At 33.1% G+C, this 20,247-nt stretch carries 17 protein-coding genes; 7 read left to right on the top strand and 10 right to left on the bottom strand.

Translation table 11 applies throughout. The features are described from left to right. Positions 1–232: 232 nt before the first annotated feature. The 6 genes from FGM02_RS12890 (at position 233) to FGM02_RS12915 (ending at position 6,305) form a co-directional block, all read left to right on the top strand. The gene (locus FGM02_RS12890; RefSeq protein WP_166461180.1) at positions 233–649 is read left to right on the top strand and encodes a DUF4249 family protein; all 417 of its coding nucleotides are present in this window, start codon (positions 233–235) and stop codon (positions 647–649) included. Between the two features lie 20 nt (positions 650–669). Beyond that, positions 670–1,224 (top strand): DUF3575 domain-containing protein, encoded by a 555-nt coding sequence (locus FGM02_RS12895; protein ID WP_139958794.1) that lies wholly within the window; start codon positions 670–672, stop codon positions 1,222–1,224. Positions 1,225–1,490: 266 nt separating this feature from the next. Next, entirely contained in the window at positions 1,491–2,678 is a 1,188-nt protein-coding gene (locus tag FGM02_RS12900) for a carboxypeptidase-like regulatory domain-containing protein (protein WP_139958795.1), read from the top strand. A 245-nt stretch (positions 2,679–2,923) separates the two neighbouring features. Next, entirely contained in the window at positions 2,924–4,300 is a 1,377-nt protein-coding gene (gene hisS, locus FGM02_RS12905) for a histidine--tRNA ligase (protein ID WP_139958796.1), read from the top strand. 23 nt (positions 4,301–4,323) lie between these two features. Next, positions 4,324–5,010, top strand: coding sequence for a GTP cyclohydrolase I FolE (folE, locus tag FGM02_RS12910; RefSeq protein ID WP_166461181.1), 687 nt, complete (start codon positions 4,324–4,326; stop codon positions 5,008–5,010). A gap of 176 nt (positions 5,011–5,186) precedes the next feature. After that, the gene (locus FGM02_RS12915) at positions 5,187–6,305 is read left to right on the top strand and encodes a DEAD/DEAH box helicase (RefSeq protein WP_139958797.1); all 1,119 of its coding nucleotides are present in this window, start codon (positions 5,187–5,189) and stop codon (positions 6,303–6,305) included. 67 nt (positions 6,306–6,372) lie between these two features. Here FGM02_RS12915 and FGM02_RS12920 read toward each other — a convergent pair whose 3' ends face one another. The 3 genes from FGM02_RS12920 to FGM02_RS12930 are packed head-to-tail and all read right to left on the bottom strand — an operon-like array spanning position 6,373 to position 8,478. Next, complete coding sequence (locus FGM02_RS12920; RefSeq protein ID WP_139958798.1) at positions 6,373–6,921, bottom strand: RsmD family RNA methyltransferase; 549 nt, start codon at positions 6,919–6,921, stop codon at positions 6,373–6,375. Next, a complete protein-coding gene (locus FGM02_RS12925) occupies positions 6,921–7,793 on the bottom strand; it encodes a DUF3822 family protein (protein WP_139958799.1) in 873 nt (290 codons plus the stop codon). Before FGM02_RS12925 ends, FGM02_RS12920 begins: the two co-directional genes overlap by 1 nt. After that, the gene (locus tag FGM02_RS12930; RefSeq protein ID WP_139958800.1) at positions 7,756–8,478 is read right to left on the bottom strand and encodes a hypothetical protein; all 723 of its coding nucleotides are present in this window, start codon (positions 8,476–8,478) and stop codon (positions 7,756–7,758) included. The genes FGM02_RS12925 and FGM02_RS12930 overlap by 38 nt, the downstream gene beginning before the upstream one ends. A gap of 105 nt (positions 8,479–8,583) precedes the next feature. Between FGM02_RS12930 and FGM02_RS12935 the strand changes: the two genes are divergently transcribed. Then, positions 8,584–10,014 carry an ATP-dependent DNA helicase gene (locus FGM02_RS12935; protein WP_139958801.1) on the top strand — a complete coding sequence of 477 codons (1,431 nt, stop codon included), beginning with the start codon at positions 8,584–8,586 and terminating at the stop codon, positions 10,012–10,014. Here FGM02_RS12935 and FGM02_RS12940 read toward each other — a convergent pair. The 7 genes from FGM02_RS12940 to FGM02_RS12970 form a co-directional block, all read right to left on the bottom strand. Beyond that, positions 10,011–10,964: a lipid A deacylase LpxR family protein gene (locus tag FGM02_RS12940; protein WP_166461182.1), complete on the bottom strand. Its 954-nt coding sequence runs from the start codon at positions 10,962–10,964 to the stop codon at positions 10,011–10,013. The two genes, FGM02_RS12935 and FGM02_RS12940, sit on opposite strands and share 4 nt — an antisense overlap. Positions 10,965–11,136: 172 nt before the next feature. Beyond that, complete coding sequence (gene lipA / locus FGM02_RS12945; protein WP_139958803.1) at positions 11,137–12,006, bottom strand: lipoyl synthase; 870 nt, start codon at positions 12,004–12,006, stop codon at positions 11,137–11,139. Positions 12,007–12,145: 139 nt separating this feature from the next. After that, positions 12,146–14,350 (bottom strand): glycoside hydrolase family 3 C-terminal domain-containing protein, encoded by a 2,205-nt coding sequence (locus tag FGM02_RS12950; protein ID WP_139958804.1) that lies wholly within the window; start codon positions 14,348–14,350, stop codon positions 12,146–12,148. Positions 14,351–14,355: 5 nt separating this feature from the next. Next, positions 14,356–15,591: a family 16 glycosylhydrolase gene (locus tag FGM02_RS12955; protein WP_139958805.1), complete on the bottom strand. Its 1,236-nt coding sequence runs from the start codon at positions 15,589–15,591 to the stop codon at positions 14,356–14,358. 23 nt (positions 15,592–15,614) lie between these two features. Then, complete coding sequence (locus FGM02_RS12960; protein WP_139958806.1) at positions 15,615–17,201, bottom strand: DUF5060 domain-containing protein; 1,587 nt, start codon at positions 17,199–17,201, stop codon at positions 15,615–15,617. Positions 17,202–17,220: 19 nt separating this feature from the next. After that, on the bottom strand, positions 17,221–18,480 hold the full coding sequence (locus FGM02_RS12965) for a glycoside hydrolase family 117 protein (RefSeq protein ID WP_139958807.1): 1,260 nt from the start codon (positions 18,478–18,480) through the stop codon (positions 17,221–17,223). 185 nt (positions 18,481–18,665) lie between these two features. Then, a complete protein-coding gene (locus tag FGM02_RS12970; RefSeq protein WP_166461183.1) occupies positions 18,666–20,210 on the bottom strand; it encodes a tetratricopeptide repeat protein in 1,545 nt (514 codons plus the stop codon). Positions 20,211–20,247 lie beyond the last annotated feature (37 nt).

The following is a 20,247-nucleotide window of genomic DNA, read 5'->3' on the forward strand; positions in this document are numbered from 1 at the left end:
AATTAGCTCCTTTTAATAAAGTAAAAAGCCTAACAAATCTTTTAGATTTGTTAGGCTTTTTTTTGTGGAAATAATTGAGATGAGATAAATACCTACTCAGATACAAGGGGATTTAAATCTCCCTAATTATAAGGAGTTTTAACCGTTTTACTTAGGTTATTTCTGCAAAATAAAAGTGAAGAGAAAATAATTTCAAAAGGAAATTTCCGATAAAGATGGTGCAAAATATTATGTGCCTTTAATTTATTTTCATGACCAGCAAGAAACTGCTTTAAATTATTATTTATTTCAGTTAAGCAAAGAAGAAGTTGCCAGGACACGTGGTGCTTATGAATTTTGGGAATTCTCAATCTTGTCAGATAAGTATTTAGAACCTTATGTAGATGGTTTGGAAATTGATGACGGAGCTTCTATTAGACCATTTAGTTCTTTCATTTGGCTTAGTAAGAATGATAAGTTTTATTTAAAAATGAGTAGTTTATCAAATCAATCTTATGATTTCTATAAAGGAATCCTGGCTCAATTCGAACAAGATGGAGGGGCTTATAAACCGACACCTAGCTCTCCTAAATCAAATATTAATAATGGAGGACTAGGTTTCTTTAGAGCTTCTGCTTCTGTTGAATGGGAAGGTACTTTAGCCGATTAAATGGACATAAAAAAAACAGCATGAAAATAAAAATAGTCTCTATGGTTTTTCTTCTTTTTATTTTATTCATAAATAATATTGAAGCCCAAAAAACAAAAAATGAAATTAAACTAAATTTAGCTTACGTTCCCTTATCAGCTTTTAATAAATTTTATAATATTGATTACCAGAGAATATTGCATTTGAATCATGCAGTGGGAGTTTCGTTTGGCGGAGCTTTTAAATTTAATTCAGAAGTTGGTACAGAGTTAGGCTTTATAGGTGTATTCCATGATATTGTTTTAGTGCCCTATTATAGATACTATCCTTTTAGCAAGATAGCTAAACCAGCTACTGGATTTTTTGTGGAAGGAAATTTGTTTTTCAGTTATTTTCCTCATACCTCTCAAAATATGTTTGGAGAAACATTTGATAAAACAAAAGGGAAAGATGCCTTTCATAGAGGAGCGGGATTGGGAATTGGTTACAAATCTTTAACAAGTAAAAATTTTGTTTGGGAATTTTTACTTGGTTTTGGAGGGAATACCTTAAACGGATATCCTAGATTGGGGATTCTTTTTGGAAAACGATTTTAAATAGTTTTTTATTTATAACTCGTAAAGCGGGCGGTACAATCACTGTAACAATTTGTCTAAAGTGTTTTTAATAAGAATCAGTTTCTTTTTAAAGAAAATGGAGTCTAACTAATTTCTTAACTTAATAATACCATCTAATGCGTCCTTTTGGAATGCTTAAATGGTTTTTTAATAAGATAAATATGGACTTAAAATGGGTAAATTTTAGAAAGGAGGCTTTTTGAGTTTTTATTAAATTTCATGGCTAAACCAATATTGAAAACTAGATGAATTTAAAACATGTATTAGTAGTAGGAATGCTACTGCTTTTTTTTGCGCCCATAACGGTGCATTCGCAAACCGAAATAGACCTTAAAGGAATAATTTATGACGAAAACAATTACGAAGTCCCGTATGCTGCGGTGTACTTACGTACTAAAAAAACAGGAGCCTATAGTACAGAAGATGGAGAATTTTTACTAACCATCACAAAAAATGATTTTTCAGATATTATTGATATTAGCTCTATAGGGTTTAAAAAGAAATCGATCAGTGTAAAGGAATTCCTAGCTCTAAATGAAAAGAAAATTATTTTAGAAGAAAATGTGGCTTCTTTAGATGAGGTAGAAATTATAAGTGCCGATGATTATGCATTGAGAGCAATTAAAAACTTGAAAAAATCATCGCTAAGGAAAAAACATCAAATAAATGCCTTGTACAGAGTTACCACAACAGAAATGGGGGTTTCTAAACGCTTTATTGAATATTATATGAAAATTATTGACATGGGACCTTCGGTGCCAAATTTTTTAAGGTATGAATTGGCTGAACGTCGACAATCTGCAGACTATAGAATTGACAAATCGGAAGAGAATATAGGTACTTTTGAAAACCTTACCAATTTCAATATAATTAGAAATGCGCACGAATTTAAGCAGTATACATGGAAAAAAATTGGAGACACAAATTATGGGGATGAAGATGTTTTGATTTTAGAGAACAATAAACATGTAAAAATTTATGTAGGCTTAAATGATTATGGAATTTACAGAGTTCAAAAAGGAGACATGCTTTTTATTTATAATCGAGATCCAAACGGTAAAATGCATTTGACCTATCATAAAAGAGAATGGAATACGCATAAAACTTTAAAAAGTCCAAATATTATTGCCCATTTAAAATCGGAAGGACATAAGAATCCTGAAAAATTAAAAATTTCTATACGTTATGAATTTATTGTATTGGATGTGATTTCGGATAAGAAAAAAATGGACAAAATTGTGGATGTAAGAACTACTGGTTCCGATGGGATAAAGCGTTATAAAAAGAAGATTGCTATTCCGTACCGTGCTGAATTTTGGCACAACTTAGTGATGCCACCAGAAACCAAATTTTTCAAAAAAATTAAAAGCGAATTGGAAAGTCAGTTTAATGTTCCTTTTGAAACCCAGTTAGAATTGGTAAACAAAAAATAAATAGCGCATACTAAGTCTATATAACGACGAATAAAACACAATAAATAGCCTGCTGATTCCTAGGGGTTTAGTGGGCTTTTTTTTGAAATTAAGCGAACAATTTTTTGGCGAATATTGGAGTTTTGTTGTTTTTACTAGGAGGATATTTTCTCTGATAGATTCTTGAAAACGCTCTAAAATTTTTCCGTGATATTTAGATACAAGAAGCCTGAATTTTTCAGATATTTGCAGCTTATTTTAAAACAATGGCACAAAAACCAAGCATACCTAAAGGAACAAGAGATTTTTCACCTGTTGAAGTCGCAAAACGCGAGTATATTTTTGGAACGATAAAAAAAGTATTTCAACTTTTCGGATTTCAACCTATTGAAACTCCAAGTTTTGAGAATTCAGCAACTCTAATGGGAAAGTATGGAGAAGAAGGAGATCGTTTGATTTTTAAAATACTAAATTCAGGAGATTATTTAAAGAAAGCAGACGCGACTTTATTAGACGAAAAAAACAGCCTTAAAGTAACCAGTCAAATTTCAGAAAAAGCCTTGCGTTACGATTTAACCGTGCCATTTGCACGATATGTTGTACAACATCAAAATGAAATTACTTTTCCTTTTAAACGTTACCAAATTCAACCTGTATGGAGAGCCGATCGTCCGCAAAAAGGACGTTTTCGCGAATTTTTCCAATGCGATGCAGATGTGGTAGGTTCTAAGTCGCTTTTACAAGAAGTAGATTTTATTCAATTGTATGACACCGTATTTAGTAAGTTAGGTCTTGCGGGTACGACTATAAAAATCAATAACAGAAAAATACTTTCTGGAATTGCAGAAGTCATCGGTGCAAAAGATAAATTAATCGATTTTACCGTAGCTTTAGACAAGTTAGATAAAATTGGTAAAGATGGCGTAGTTACGGAAATGTTGTCGAAAGGAATTACCGAAGAAGCTATTGAAAAAGTAGATCCATTGTTTGGGTTTACAGGTTCAAATTCAGAAAAACTAGATTCTTTAAAAGGAATGTTAGCAAATTCTGAAGAAGGTTTGTTAGGAGTTGAAGAGTTAAAAAGTATTATTGATAGAGTTGAAGTTCTTGGTTTAACTTCTGCGGCATTAGAAATTGATGTGACCTTGGCCAGAGGTTTAAATTATTATACAGGGGCTATTTTTGAGGTGGCAGCACCCAAAGAAGTGAAAATGGGTTCTATTGGTGGTGGAGGAAGATACGATGACCTTACAGGCATTTTTGGATTGAATGATGTAAGTGGTGTGGGGATCTCTTTTGGTTTGGATAGAATTTATTTGGTGATGGAAGAATTAGGTTTGTTTGCGCCAGTGGCCTTAGCCAAACCGAAAGTGTTGTTTTTAAATTTTGACGATTTTGATGTGTTGAAATTAAAAGCCATTAAAGAATTGAGAAATGAAAGTATCAATAGTGAGTTGTATCCAGATTTTGGTTCTTCGAATAAGAAAATCAAAAAACAATGGAAATATGCTATCGATAGAGAAATAGAATTTGTTGTTTCAGAAATAAATAAAGACGAACAGTTTGTCTTAAAAAATATGCAAACTGGTAATCAACAAGAATGTAGTTTGCAAGAATTACTTCAAGTGGTGATTAATTCGTAAATTTGCAAAATAATTAGAACATAATGTTTGAAGGTAAGAACGGAATGAGTTACGAAAATATAGACGAAATAGGAGAGAACCATGTTGGGACTTCTGCTCAAACTCCTTTAAGAGAGGATGCATTTAAATTGTCTGATCAAGAAAAAATTGATCGTATTCAAGAAAACGTAAAAGATATTTTGAACACTTTGGGTATGGACTTAAGCGATGATAGCTTAAAAGGAACACCTAAAAGAGTGGCAAAAGCATTTGTAAAAGAATTGTTTGCAGGATTAAATCCGGCTAACAAACCTGAGTTGTCAACCTTTGACAATAGTTATAAATATGGTGAAATGTTGGTAGAAAAAAACATTGTTGTTTATTCTACTTGTGAGCACCATTTGTTGCCAATTATTGGTAGAGCTCATGTAGCTTACATGTCAAAAGGTAGAGTTATAGGTTTGTCTAAAATGAATAGAATTGTAGAACATTTTGCCAAACGTCCACAAGTACAAGAGCGTTTAACCATGCAAGTGGTTCAGGCTTTGCAAGAAGCTTTAGGAACCGATGATGTGGCTTGTGTTATTGATGCAAAACACCTTTGTGTAAATTCTAGAGGAATAAAAGATATTGAAAGTAGTACTGTAACAGCAGAGTATGGGGGGATGTTCAAAAACAAAGAAACAAAAAGAGAATTTTTAGACTATATCAAATTAGATACAGCGCTTTAATTCTTTTTGTAAATTGATATTTTAAAGCTTGGTGATTTTTCGCCAAGCTTTTTTTATTTATGCGACTTCCTAAAAGGGGAAGTAAAATATTGAAGATTAAAAAAAATCATTTAAAAGCAAAGAGGTGTTCTAAAAATTAGAATAAAAGCTATCTTTGCAGCCTAAAACACAACATTTTGACAACATTTGCAAGTTTGGGAGTTTCAAAAGACTTCCACCAAGCCTTAAAGGAAAATAAAATAATAGCGCCTACAGATATTCAAGTAAAATCAATTCCTACTTTATTAAATCAGGAAACAGATTTTATTGGTTTAGCTCAAACAGGAACGGGAAAAACAGCCGCTTTTGGTTTGCCTATTTTACAGAATATAGATCCTACAAAAAACGAAATTCAAGCATTAATTTTGTCGCCAACACGTGAGTTGGTACAACAAATTAACAAACAGTTGTTTCGTTTTACTAAATATGCACCTACCAAAATATTTTCTGAGGAATTATACGGAGGAGTGAAAATTGACATTCAAATTGCCAACTTAAAAAGACCCACACATTTTATTGTGGCGACTCCAGGTAGATTGGTCGATTTAATAGAACGTGGTTGTTTGGATTTGACAAAAATTAAAACCATTGTTTTAGACGAAGCAGATGAAATGTTGAGTATGGGATTCAAACAAGATTTGAATAGAATACTTAATTATACAAACGGAACTCGTAAAACATGGTTGTTTTCAGCTACCATGCCTGAAGAAATTCAGAAAATAATTGCAACTTATATGTCGCCAGATGCTGTAAAAGTAACAGTAGATGTAGATACGTTGATCAATAAAAACATTACGCACGAGTACGCTGTAGTTAATGGAAAAGAAAAATACAACGCTTTGGTTTCTTTCTTAGAAAACAATCCTGAAGGACGAGGGATTGTTTTTTGTAGAACAAGAGCTGGTGTACAAAACCTAACAGAGTATTTATTAGAAGATGAATTTTCTGTAGCAGGTATAGAAGGTGAAATGGGACAAAGAGATCGTGACAAAGCCATGCGTGCTTTTAAAAACGGAAGCAAACAATTGTTGATTGCTACAGATGTTGCTGCTCGTGGAATTGATGTAAAAGATTTGGCTTTTGTGATCCATTACCAATTGCCTGAACAATTAGAATATTACACACATAGAAGTGGTAGAACTGCAAGAGCAGGGAAGAAAGGAGTTTCTATGGCACTTGTTACCGCAACGGAATTAGGAAGGCTAAGAGAAATTGAAAGCGATTTAGAATTCAAAGCGAAGCAAGTCTATTTGTAAGATTTGAATAAATCAAGGAATAAAAAAAAGAGACCGTTTGTAAAACAGTCTCTTTTTTTGTTGTAATTTAATCTTTTGTTTGAGCTTCAAAAAAACTAAATACGTTTCCTCCATAACGTTTGTCGTAACTAAAGTTAGGATGCTCGTTTAGTTTAGTTTGTTTAGAGTGTTCAATAATTAATAGCCCATCTTCTTTTAAGATATTTTTCTCAAAAATAGTGGTGGCAATTTTAAGAAACTGCTCATCTGTAAAATTATAAGGAGGATCGGCAAATACAATATCTGCAGAAATAGCCGTTTTATCAATAAATTTATACACATCACTTTTGATGGTGTTTATTGAAAAATCCAATTCTTTATTTATTTGATTGATGAATTTAATACAGCCAAAATGTTGGTCTACAGCAGTAATACCTTCAGCACCTCTTGAGGCAAATTCAAAACTAATATTTCCCGTACCTGTAAACAGGTCTAAAACCGTTAGGTCTTCAATATAATAGAGATTGTTTAGAATATTAAACAACGATTCTTTAGACATATCGGTTGTCGGTCTAACCGGTAGGTTTTTAGGAGCCGTTAATCTTCTTCCTTTGTGTTTTCCAGAGATAATTCTCATTAAAATTGATTTAGTAAAGTGTAATGAGCATGTTTGCTCGTTATTTCTAGTTCCGAGGTTTTTTCATTAATCTCTTGGTAGAAATTGATATTTCGGATGTATTGATACGCGATTCGGAAAAGTTCAGATTCTTTTTCTATGTCTCCAAATAAAAGGGTATCTATACTATTTGTATCCAATTGTAACTGTTCACAAACAAATAAAATATAATAGATAAAATCTTCAGCGGTTTGGTAGTGAAACGCGTTAAAAAAAAGCAATTTTCCTTCTTCTAATACAACAATTTGAAAGCTAGATGAACTTACATTGACACACATTTTTTTAGCCTGTGTAGCCTTGAATTTGTTTGAAAGCGTTTCTAGCAATACCGAAGAGCTATGCTTGTATTCAAAACTTCCGAAAAGTGAAAATAAATAATTATTGATATTCACATAAGGTATATAAACCGCATTGGCTTGCAAAGCATCAATTTCATCAAAAGCAATAAAATCGGTCGCTAAAACCTTAATTGTATGTGTTAGGTAGCTGTCTAGTTTGTCTTCTGAAAAGTATTTTTGAGGTACAATTGTACTGAGCTCATTGTTGTAATGAACGCTTACTTTTTTAAAATTATTTTGCTGTAGCAATACATTTTCTTCAAAAATTGCTTGCAAAGGTGCTAATAGGCTTTCTGGATTTTGAATTTCCAAATGCTCTAATGAATAGGCTTCAAAGGCAATGTATTTTGAGGAAGTACGATCATAGATACAAAAAGAAAATCCATCCAAACTAATTTGGATGGATAGATAAGTTTCTTTTAAATCATTTTTTTCTAATGATTTACTATGTGTTTTGTTATTTGGCTTTGTCATAGAAAGGCGGCCAGTTTCCATTAGAATTTACTTCTTCTAAAGATCCAACGGCTAAGAAAGCTCCTTTTACTTCATCTCCACCAATAGCTTCTCTTTCTTGTTTTACTAAAGAAGGATCCATTCCTTTTAATAAAATAGCTTTGTCAACTTTGGCTTCAAATACAGGAACTTGTAATCCTGCAACTTTTTGTATAAAACCTGTATTGATTTCAAAATTAACAGACGTTCCAGGAACAGCTAACATTTTTGTATAATCTCTTCCTTTAAATAAAGTTTCTTTTACAGATTCGTATCCAGTAGTATCAATAACTTTTTGCTCTACTTCAACCATAATTGGTTGCCATTTTGTTCCTTTATTTACTTCAACTACTTCATTACGAGTATTGATAATGGCAAATTGTGCAGTATCTAAAAACTTAATCAATCGCTCACCATTTTTTTGGTAGTACCCAGTAATTGTTTTGTGAGCATCTTCAGCATCACGGATCATTTTCAAATGCTCAATTACTTTTGCATATCTAGCTTTTTTCTCAATATTAAATCGGATAGGTCCCATAATACTGTCGTAAATAGAATATCCTAAATATCCGGCTAATGATAGCAGTAATAAAGAGACTAACCATCTAAGTTTTAAAGGCACAAATTTTATAATTAGAAAAGCCAGTAACACTGTTCCAATAATACCTGCAAGTAATGTAATTATCATTTTGTCTAAGTTTTAATTTTGAATTAGACAAATCTACAATTTTTTTTCAATGGTAAAAATTTTTAAGGCTAAATCAATTCCTATCTTTGCACTTTATTTCGCTATATGATCAAAACTTCCTCTAATTTTTACAAAGAACTTGTAAAATCCTTTCCCTTTGAGCCTACGGAGACTCAAAATGTACTGTTATTAAAATTATCTGATTTTGTTTTTGACACAGAAAAGTCGGCCATATTTCTATTAAAAGGATATGCCGGAACTGGAAAAACGACAATTATTAGTACCGTAGTTAATAATTTATGGAAAATTGGGAAAAAAGAAGTCTTGTTAGCCCCAACAGGTAGGGCAGCAAAAGTAATCTCTTTGTATGCTAAAAAGAAAGCCTTTACCATTCATAAAAAAATTTACCATCCTAAAAAAACAGGAAATGGTGGTGTAGAATTTGTTCGGCAAATAAACAAGCATACCAATACGTTTTTTATTGTGGATGAAGCTTCTATGGTGCCTGATGCGCCAAGTAATTCTAAATTATTTGACAATGGTTCTTTGTTAGATGATTTGATGGAATACGTATACTCTGGTAAAAATTGTAAACTTATTTTAATTGGTGATACAGCACAGCTACCTCCTGTAAAGTTAGATATCAGTCCGGCCTTGGATGAAGATAAGTTGTATTACGATTATAATAAGGAGGTTTCTTTGGTTGAATTGGATGAAGTGATGCGTCAGCATAAGAACTCTGGAATTTTAACCAATGCCACAGAATTAAGATTGATATTAGGCGCTGATGGATTTGGTGATTTTAAATTCGATTTAAATTTTCCTGATATTACGAGATTGGTAGACGGTTATGATATTCAAGATGCCATAACAACGGCCTATGATGAAGACGGTGTAGAGGATACCGCTATTATTGTGCGTTCCAACAAAAGAGCAAATCAGTACAACCAACAAATTAGAACGCGTATTCGCGATCAGGAAAATGATATTTCTGTCGGAGATCATGTGATGGTAGTAAAAAATAACTACTATTGGATGAAAGATTCTTCGGAAGTTAGTTTTATTGCCAATGGAGATACTTTTGAAGTACTAGAAATTTTTAGCATCAAAGATTTGTACGATTTTCGTTTTGCAGAAGTTAAAATGAGAATGATTGATTATCCTTCGCAACCACCTTTAGAAACGGTTTTGATATTGGATACCTTAACTGCAGAAAGCCCGTCCTTGTCTTATGACGAATCTAATAAATTGTACCAAGAGGTAGCCAAAGATTTTGAACATATAAAATCGAAATATAAAAAATTGTTGGAGATAAAAAACAACAAGTATTTCAATGCGCTACAAGTAAAATTTAGTTATGCCATGACCTGTCATAAATCGCAGGGTGGACAGTGGAATACGGTTTTTATAGAACAGCCTTATTTACCAGAAGGACAAAATGTAGATTATTTACGTTGGCTGTATACCGCAGTTACCAGAGCAAAAAAGAAATTGTATTTAATTGGTTTTCAAAAAGAAGCTTTCCAAGAAGACTAATTGAATCGATAAGCTAATTTGATGCTGCCATAGGTATTGGTTTTATCATGCATTTCCTTGACTTTTTTTGAGTATTTAAGAATAGAATACTCTATAGAAAATCGTTTGATGGCATATTGAATTCCAATTTGTAAGGTATAGGTAAATGGAACCAAATTATAGGTGTCAGTATAATATGGGTTAGCCGATTTGGCTTGAATGGTAGCATCGTAAAATGCATAATTTAATGATGGGCTGAAAAAAAGAAAAAGTTCATTACGGTAGGAACTGTTTTTGGAATTTCTTGTTAAATGGCTGCCAAAGGCTACAGAATTGTTGAGCGGGTCTAAGGCTTTGTTAAATAAATTAAACCTATTTGTTAGCTCAATGCTTGAATTTGTAAAAATAGTTCCGGCAATGACTTGTCCCGTAAAATGTAGGTCGAACCTTTTTTTTATCAATAAAGGCTGGGTATAATTTGCTTCTATTCCAAAACCAAAACGATTGGCTATTTGATCGGCCCAACCTTCAGATCGTTGAAAACCATACAAATCATGAATTACATTTTGAAATTCCTTAGCTAATGAATTTGGCCCCATGGCACCAATTTCAATACTCATTTTTAGGGCGGCTTTATTTTTTAAGAATGAAAGCCCACTGTATTTTAAAAAAGAATAACCCGCATATTGTCGGTCTCTTAAACCTGTTTCGCTTTCATAGACTTGGTTAGGGGTATACATTCTTTGCCCAATTTGAAACTCATGGATTCTTTTTCGCTGGGTAGATTTTCCTAAATATTTAAAATAAAGAAAGGTACCGTTGGTATAATAGCGATCTCGGAAAGTGGTTACATACAAATCATTGTCACTAATAATTCCTATTTCTTTAGAGAAATTACCTTGGGCAAAAGCACTAAATTTTTGCAGAAGTACAAATAAAATGAAGAAGAAAAGTGTTTTTTTTGAAATCAAAGTAATGCAAAAGTGTTTAATTGAAACAAATATATTGAAATTTATTTGAGCATATTGTATAAAAAAAGCTCCTGAGAAGGAGCTTTTTTTTATTAACCAAACTTAATTTTATGAAATGAAAGGAAACCACCCCCTTCATAAAACATAAACACAAGTATCGTGCCAAAGTTTGTTATTCTAAATGTTTTTGTGCTTTATAAGAAGATCTTACCAAGGCGCCACTTTCTACATGCCTAAATCCTAAATCCAATCCTATTTTTTTATATTTTTCAAATTGCTCTGGCGTAATAAATTCTTTTACTGGCAAATGTTTTTTACTTGGTTGTAAATACTGACCTATAGTAACAATATCAACTTTTGCTTTTGCTAAATCGTGTAAGGTTTCAATAACCTCTTCTTCAGTTTCTCCTAAACCTAACATAATACCAGATTTAGTTCTTTTTTGACCGTTGTCTTTAAGGTATTTTAAAACCTCTAAACTACGATCGTATTTAGCCTGAATTCTAACTTCACGAGTTAGTCTTCTTACCGTTTCTAAATTATGAGAAATTACTTCAGGAGCAACGGCTATCAAACGATCAATGTTTTTTTCAATTCCTTGAAAATCTGGAATCAATGTTTCTAAGGTCGTTGTAGGATTGGCTCTTCTTATGGCTTTTACTGTTTCTACCCAAATAATAGAACCTCCATCTTTTAAGTCGTCTCTGTCAACAGAAGTAACCACGGCATGTTTGATACTCATCAATTTGATGGAGCGGGCTACCTTTTCTGGTTCGTCCCATTCTACCGTATCTGGCTTTCCTGTTTTTACACCACAAAAACCACAAGAACGGGTACATGTATTTCCTAAGATCATAAAGGTCGCCGTTCCTTCTCCCCAGCATTCTCCCATATTCGGACAACTACCACTCGTACAAATTGTATTTAATTTGTATTTGTCTACTAATCCTCTTAGTTCTGTATATTTTTTTCCAACCGGTAACTTAACTCTAAGCCATTTCGGTTTTGCAACTCTTTCTTTTACTTCAGTGTTTTCAGACATTTCCGAATCGAATTTAATAGGGCAAAGTTACAAATAACTGCAATAATGGTTGCTACAGAATGGAAACTAATTATGACGTGCTTTAAATTATTACGCAAAAGAGTTTTTTCGCTTTAAAATAAAATGACATTGCTAAAATTTAACGCAAGGTAATGGTGTTTTTTAAAGGTATCGCAGCTCCTAATTTTTGGCTCAATGGACTAGGAGAGGAGTTGCCAATAAGAATTTCATACGTTCCTTTTAGCCAAACTTTTTCACCTTTTTTATTGATTACTTTTAAATCCTCAGGACTTAAGTTGAACACAATATTTTTCTTCTCTCCTTTTTTTAAAGAAATTCTTTGAAATCCTTTTAAGCTAGTCAATGGTAAATTTTCTGTGTTTTTTAAAGGACTCACATACAATTGTACAACTTCATCCATATCAAAATTCCCTGTATTAGCAACATCAACGCTAATTGTCAACTCTTTATTTTTTCTAATTTTTGTTGAAGATAAAACCAAGTTGTCAAATTTTGTAGAAGAATATGTCAAGCCAAAACCAAAGGGAAACATTGGTTCTTTCGTCATGTATTTATAGGTTCTTCCTTTCATTGAATAATCTTCAAATGCAGGTAACTGAGCTACATTCTTAGGGAAAGTAATCGGCAAATGTCCTGAGGGAGAAATATTTCCAAATAAAACATCGGCGACTGCATTTCCTCCTTGTTCACCTGGATACCACATTTGTAAAATAGCATCACAACCTTCTTCAATTCCTTCTAAAGAAACAGCACTACCACTGGCTATTACCAAAATAAGGGGACGGTCTTTTTTCTTTTCAATCATTGTTTTTACATAGTCTACTTGATTTTTTGGTAAACGTAAATTTACGCGGTCTCCTTTGCTAGGCGAAGCAATGGCATCCACTTCTTCTCCTTCCATATCCGCAGAAATTCCGACTACACAAATAGTAGCATCTGACTGTCCAACAACTACAGGAGCATAATTTAAAGGGTTTAAGTTTTTTTGAAAAGGCAAAGCTCCACTTCTATAGTTTAAAGATGTTCCTAAAGAAACGGCATCAGCAATTCCTTCCAATACAGTTACTAAATTTGGACTCACACCATAATAATTTCCCATAAGTACATCGGCAGAATTTGCAAAAGGTCCGGTAACATAGGGTACTCTGATATTTTTTGACAATGGCAATACATTGTTTTTATTTTTCAATAATACAATCGATTTTTGTGCTGCTTCTCTAGCCAAAGCAATATGTTCCTCACAATGAATTTTATCTGGACCTAAATGAGCATACGGATTTGGAGCTCCTTTTTTGTCTAATATTCCTAAACGAAAACGGGTTTTAAATAACTGCTTGGTTCTTTCATGAATTAATTCTTCTGATATCAACCCTTGTTGCAAGGCTTTGTGCAACAAACGATAACTATGGCCGCAATTTAAATTGACGCCTGTTATTAGTGCAATGGCGGCGGCTTCTTCTTTTGTTTTCGCCGTTTTGTGTCCTTTGTAAATATCACCAATGGCACCACAGTCGGAAACAACATAGCCGTCAAAATTCCATCGATCTCTTAAAGTTTCTTTCAGTAAAAACGCACTTCCTGACGCTGCTTTTCCATACACGGCATTATAGGCACTCATGACCCCTTCAACTTTGGCTTCTTTTACCAAAGCTTCAAAGGCAGGGAAATAGGTTTCTTCTAAATCTTGTTTTGTTGGCTCTGCATTAAAGTGATGACGTAATTCTTCTGGTCCTGAATGGACAGCAAAATGTTTGGCACAAGCAGTTGATTTCATGTATTTTGAATTTTCACCTTGCAAGCCATTAACAAAAGCAACTCCAATTTTAGACATTAAATAAGGATCTTCTCCGTACGTTTCTTGTCCGCGCCCCCACCTAGGATCTCTAAAAATATTTACGTTGGGTGTCCAAAAAGTCAAGCCTGCATATTTACCTCGGTTGCCCATGCTTTGAGAAATTACATATTTGGCTCTAGCTTCTGTTGAAATTGCCGAAGCCAATTTTTTGGCAAGTACAGGATCAAAGGAAGCACCAATGGCAATTCCTTGAGGAAAAATAGTTGCTTTTCCATTTCTAGAAATGCCATGCAAGGCTTCATTCCACCAATCATAACTAGGCACTTCCAGTCTGTCTATTCCAGGCGCCGAGCTTAGCAATTGTTTCATTTTCTCTTCCGTGGTCATTTGTGAGACTAAAATCTCAGCTCTTTCTTCAATGGAAAGATTTGGGTTTTGAAACGAGAAATCTACAGTTTGAGCCTTACATATAAAAAAAATGTTCAGTAAAAGAGTGGCTAGTAAGATTTTTTTAATAGGGATGCGCATAGTAATTAGTTGTTTGTATAACTGAAATTAAATTCGTCTGTTGAAAAGGTTTTTTTCCCGTTAAGTTCTTTTACAAATATTCGGATGGTATAGTCCTTTTTGTTTTTTAGTTTTTTGTCGATGTTTAAATGAATTATTTTTCTTCCAAAACCTGACAATATTTTTTGAGTAGAACTGAGCACAGCTTTTTTCTTTTTATCGAAAACTTTTACCAATAACTGTCGGTCTTGATTGGCTTGATATACAAATTCCAATTCCAATTTTTCTTTAGCAGAAAGTTTTTTTGGTTTTTCTGTAAAATAAATATTCTCGTTAAATAGCTGTTGATGACTATAAGTACTTGCTTTCGTTTTTTTATCTACATCTACTAAATTATAGGCTCTTACCCAGTCATAATAACAAGTATTCTTTGCAGGATCTGCTAATTCTTCGTCGGTTGGCAAAGAAATCCAAGGAAAAGGATAGGTTTCAGAAACCATGTTTACGTGCATCGGGTTGTCAAAAGGTTTCTTTTTTATGTCCGAATAGAAGTCGACTGTTTTTACAATCCGATCATCTAAATAATAACTTACTTTGCTGGCATCATGCCACCAGCCACCGTAGGTGTAAAAATCTTCGGAAGGCAAAGTTTTTGTTTCTATTTTAGATTGTGGAGCGCGTAAATCTTGTCTTTCCTTATCGCAGCTGTTGTACCAAAAGTGGGAATTTGAATTCATTCCTTTGGCAAAATATTTTCCATTAAAATCTCCTTCTCGGCCAATACATTCTTGAATGTCTAATTCTAAACCATAGGTGTCGCAACCATTTGGCCCTTTTGAGGATTGGTCTGTTGAAAGCCAAAACGTAGTTGACATGGTTGTTTTGGCAGCTTTAAATTTACATTCGTAATAGCCATAAAAGGCATCATTGCTTTTGGAAATTACCGCACCTCCAGCAATAGTAAAAGTAATTTCTCTTCCGTAGGCTTTCACTAGGGTGTCTTTTTTTAATTTTTCACCTTTAATTTTCATGTATCCATCACTCACAGAAACTTGTGAAGGAAGAAATATTCCAGGTGCTCTACCAATCCACTTTGGATGGTAATCGTACCATTTGGTGTCGTCTAGTTTTGTTCCATTAAATTCGTCAGAAAAAGTTTCGTTAATTACCCAGCGTTTTCCAACAGGAGGAACAGGAGGATCGGCCAATAAGGAAGTTGAAAAACCTATGAATAAGAGTGCTAGTAAAAAATATTTTTTCATAATTGTCTATTTAGTATCGGTAATTATTCGGCAAGTAAAATCCAATCTTGTCCTAGTTTTGGAGGGTAAGCCCATAAATAACTCGCCCATTTTAAGGGTGCTGTTTTTGAATAATTTCCTGTGTGTGGGTTGAACCAAGTTAGGTTTAAATGACCGTTCGCCGGTTTCGGAACATGAATTCTGACACTATTGTTTTCTGAAGGATGAAACATAATATATTTTCCATTTCCATCGGTTAAATTCCAACTAACACTTGCGTTTGAGGGTTTAAATTTTTTGAATTCGTGTTTTTGAAAGAAATTGATAAAATGATTGTAGTAGTTCAATTTCGGCTGCTGCTCTTTGGGCAAAGCATCAATGTCTGTAATAATAACACTCCATGAATTTGCTTGCCAATAATAGGTAGAATAAGTGCCTGCAAAGGCACAAACATAATTTCTTCTCAAACAGGTTTTAGGGTCGTCATAACTTCCTATAAAAACCTCATAAGGACTTTTTTCATAGCCTCCATGTTCAATATTAAAAATAGGTTTGTTCGGAAAATCAGCTCGGCATTTGGTCATAACATGGTACAATTCAGTATTCCAATTTTGAATGGAAATAAAATCGACCAACTCACTGTTTTTTCTGCAGAATTTAAAATCATGTACCGTTAACAATCTTTTATAAGCATCTAATTTTCGAACTCTTGAAATTCTTTCTTTTAAATAAGGCTCATCGCACCTACCATAAGCCAAGGCTTCTTTTGACACATCCCATATAATATTAGGATAAGCTTGGTACCTTTTTATAATGTAGTCAAAATAACGATTGTCTTCCAAAGAATTCATGGCAGGCCAGTTGACTTCTTTGTTCCAAACATAAATCATTAAATGTGAGACAATATTTTTTTCATGTAAAAGTTCAATTTTTTTATCTAAATTTTTGAAGAAATCTACATTTAAGGAACTAAAATCAGGATCTGTATTAGAGCCTAAAAAAGGAAAAAAGTTTGGTTTTCCATATTCATGTGCAGGAATTATTTTAGGGTCCTTTTTCCATCGAATGTCATAAGCATACACATTCATCACCATTTGATTGAATCCGTTTTCGGCTATTTTATCTAAAATTTGAACGGTTTCTGTTTGTTCTTTTTTGCCATAATCCAATGCAAAAAACCAATCAAATTCATAGGCCGTCATAAAATAAGGATGCTCGTCTTCATAACTTACATACTGCGGATTTTCTTTGTCAATAATAATTCCACCATGACAGTTATTGAAGGCTTCAGAAGAAATATGCAGATGCCCTTTTTTATTGTGCAATCTTTTAATATCAGAATTAGTTGTATAACTCCAATCACCAGTTTGATTTCCTGAAAAACGAATGACATATGTATTGTTGCCGTTGTAAAAACCAGGGACAATTAATTCTTTACCATTCGGTTGTAAAAAAATGGCTTCAAATTTTACCTCAAACGGATTTTTAGTGGCTGTACTTTTAAATTCTATATGGACAACTTCCCATTTTTTAAGGTGTATTTTTTTAGAACTATAGCTACTGTTTTTTGAAGCATAGCTAGTCGAAACGAAGCTTATAAATAAAAGGAAACTAATAACTTTTTTAAACATAGCAATTTTGTATAAAGGTTTACTTAGTTTGAAGTTTCTTGTTTTCTTCTGCTATTCTTTTACGTTGGTTGCCGTTTAACCCGTGTTTAAAATAAAATTCAGGTTTGTAATAATTATGTGATTTTTTCATGCTTTGGTCATCAATATCCTGACTCAAATCGCAATCAAAACGTGTAAGTATTGAATGATTTTCACTCCATTTGGTCACATTGGTAAAATGAGAAATTCCCCAAGTAATTCCTCTACCATCTTTGGTATCTGTAAAAGCATCAGGAATAAAAGGGCCGCCTGCATTTGGAAGCAAACTAGAAATGGCTGCGATGTTAAAATCGATTCCGTTTTCAGCATACTGGATGGTGTTGTGTTCATTTCCATCACGAATAACCAAGGCTGCAATTCCTCCTTTAAAAGGAAACAAGGTTGTTTCATGACCTGAAGTAATTATTGGATTGGTAGGATTTTTTGTAAAAGGCCCCAAAGGATTGTCAGCAGTAGCCAAACCTTGCATACGAATTAGGTTTCCTTTTTCTCCAAAGTCTGATTTGTAATACAAATATATTTTTCCTTTGTAAACCAATGGGTAAGGATCGTGAATAGAAAATTGATCCCATTGTCCTTCAGGACCATTGGGAATAACAACTTTGTTGTAAGGTGTCCAAGGACCATCAGGTGAATCAGAATAGGAAACAGCTACCGGACAATCGTCACCGCGTTTTCCACTAGCTTCCATAAAACCTTGGTAGTACAAATAATATTTTCCTTTCCATTTTAAAATATCAGTGGTGGCTACAGATCGCCATCCAACTTGTGGTTTTGGCGGTCTAGGAACGGCTACGCCTTGTTCTTCCCAAGTAAAACCATCTTTACTTGTGGCATACCAAATATCACATAAATCCCAATCGCTTGATGGAATGATTTCACTAGATAATTTAGCCCCTTTTGGTGGAGTAGGAGTTTGGCGGTGCGTATACCAAACATAATACTTACCATTTTCAAAAATTACTTTAGAAGGATCTCTTCTAGTAATGGTTCCGTCGTGATTGCTATAATCCAAACCCTTTAAAGGCGTATATTTAAACTGAGAATACAACTCGTTGTATTTTGGTTGAATTCCTAGGTAGGCATCATAATTTCGTTCCATAGAATGGCTCAATGGAATGTTTGGTTTTTCATGAGGCATTTTAAAAGGAAAACTTATCTTTTGTTCTTTTTCTTTTTGTGCATTTGTTATAAAACAAAGCAGGATAAAAATACTTGATATTAATTTCTGAATACTCATATAATTGTAACGTTTAAAATTTAATCGAAACAAATATTGAAAAATATTATAGAATTCTATAGCAATGGTACTAGACAAAAACTAGATAAACAGCAGTAACATGTATAAAAAAGACAAACGGGATAAAATAAAAACCATTTGCTTTAGTATTTGGTTTTGAGAATTCAACAGTAGGAAATGTTTTGCTAAAAAGAATGAATGTATTCTTCAAGGTTATCACTACGCTCAAGGTTCATTTTTTTTCGAATTCGGTATCGAGAAGAGTGCACACTTTCAACAGAAATATTTAATAATTGCGCCATATGTTTGCTTGAAAAATTAAGTTTAATTAATGCACATATTTTTTGATCGGCTACGGTTATTTTTGGATGTTTGTTTTTTATTCGTTTGTAAAAACTTTTATGAATAGAGGTGAATCGTGCTTCAAATTCTTTCCAATTATTTTCTGGGTTTCCTTCAATAGTAGCCACCATTTTTTTAAAATCTGAAGCATCGATGTTTTCTTTGGATGAAGAAATAAGTTTTTTAAGATTGGAAATCATTTCATCTTTTTCTATGATCCTCAATGCCGATTCAGTCAGTTCTTTGTTTTTTAGTTCAAGGACTTCATTTTTTTGTTGAATTTGCAGCATTTGTTTTTCTCGGAGTATCTTTTTTTCAATTTTGTGCTTGTTTTTTAAATGTTTGAAAAAGACCAATCCAAAACCAATTAAGGAAATTAGGCTTATACTCAATAAAAGCGTTTGTAAAAACCAAACTTTATCTTCATGTTCTAGTTCTTTAATATGTTGTTGTTTGACCAGTGCTTCCTGTTCTTCTTTTTTAATTCGGTATTTGTCCTTAATATTTAATAATTGCCTGTTGTTTTTACTTCTACTACCAAAGGTTTTGTCGTTGTATTCTTTGGCAATGGATAGATGTTTATAGGCCAGTGTTAATTTTTTCTGTTGAAAAAAAACTGCCGCCAAAGATTCGTGTACATGAATTTTGTAATCTAAGTGTTTTCTATATTTGTAAACAAGTGCCAATGAGTTTTTATAATGTAAAACACTTTTTGTAAAATTGTTTTTAGACTTATAAATATCTCCATAGAGAGCTTCTAATATGATAAAATAACTCGGGTTGCTTTCTTTGAAAAATGCTTCTGTTTCTTGAAGGATGGCCAAGCCTTTTTGTAAATCTCCTTGCATTGCTTCTATAAAGCCGTTCTCAACATCTAGGTAAAAGGTTCTTCCAATATTTATGCCTGCTTTGTTTATTTGGTAAGCACTGTCTAAATATTTTTTAGCGAAAACATAATCTTTTCTAACACGGTAAAAATTGGTAAGCGAAAAATAATTATTTCGCAGCGGAATGTTTTTAGTAGGTTTCTTCTGAAATACTACTTTATTTAGTCTTATCGATTTATTAAAGTATTTTAGAGCAGCTTGATCTCTTTTGAAATAACTATAGAGCCAACCTAAACTTTCATAAACTTTAGCGATAGATGTTTTGTTTTTTGTTTTTTCGGCTAACAATAAGGCTTTCCAATTGTAGTCGTATGCTTTGTTGTATTCAAGGTTATGACTGTGAACTAGGGCAATATTCAAAAGGGTTCTGATAGCTTTTATGGTGTCTTTTGCTTCAGTGTTTTTGTGATACTGAATTTCGTATGCATTTAAAATACTGTCTTTCGAATGATAATATTCAGACAAAATAGCGTTGTTTTTACTATTTTGTCCGAAGCTCATTTGAATTGCAATTATAAAAAATGCAAGGAAGTAATTT

Origin of the sequence: Flavicella sediminum (genome assembly GCF_006381105.1) — a bacterium.
Taxonomy (GTDB): domain Bacteria; phylum Bacteroidota; class Bacteroidia; order Flavobacteriales; family Flavobacteriaceae; genus Flavicella; species Flavicella sediminum.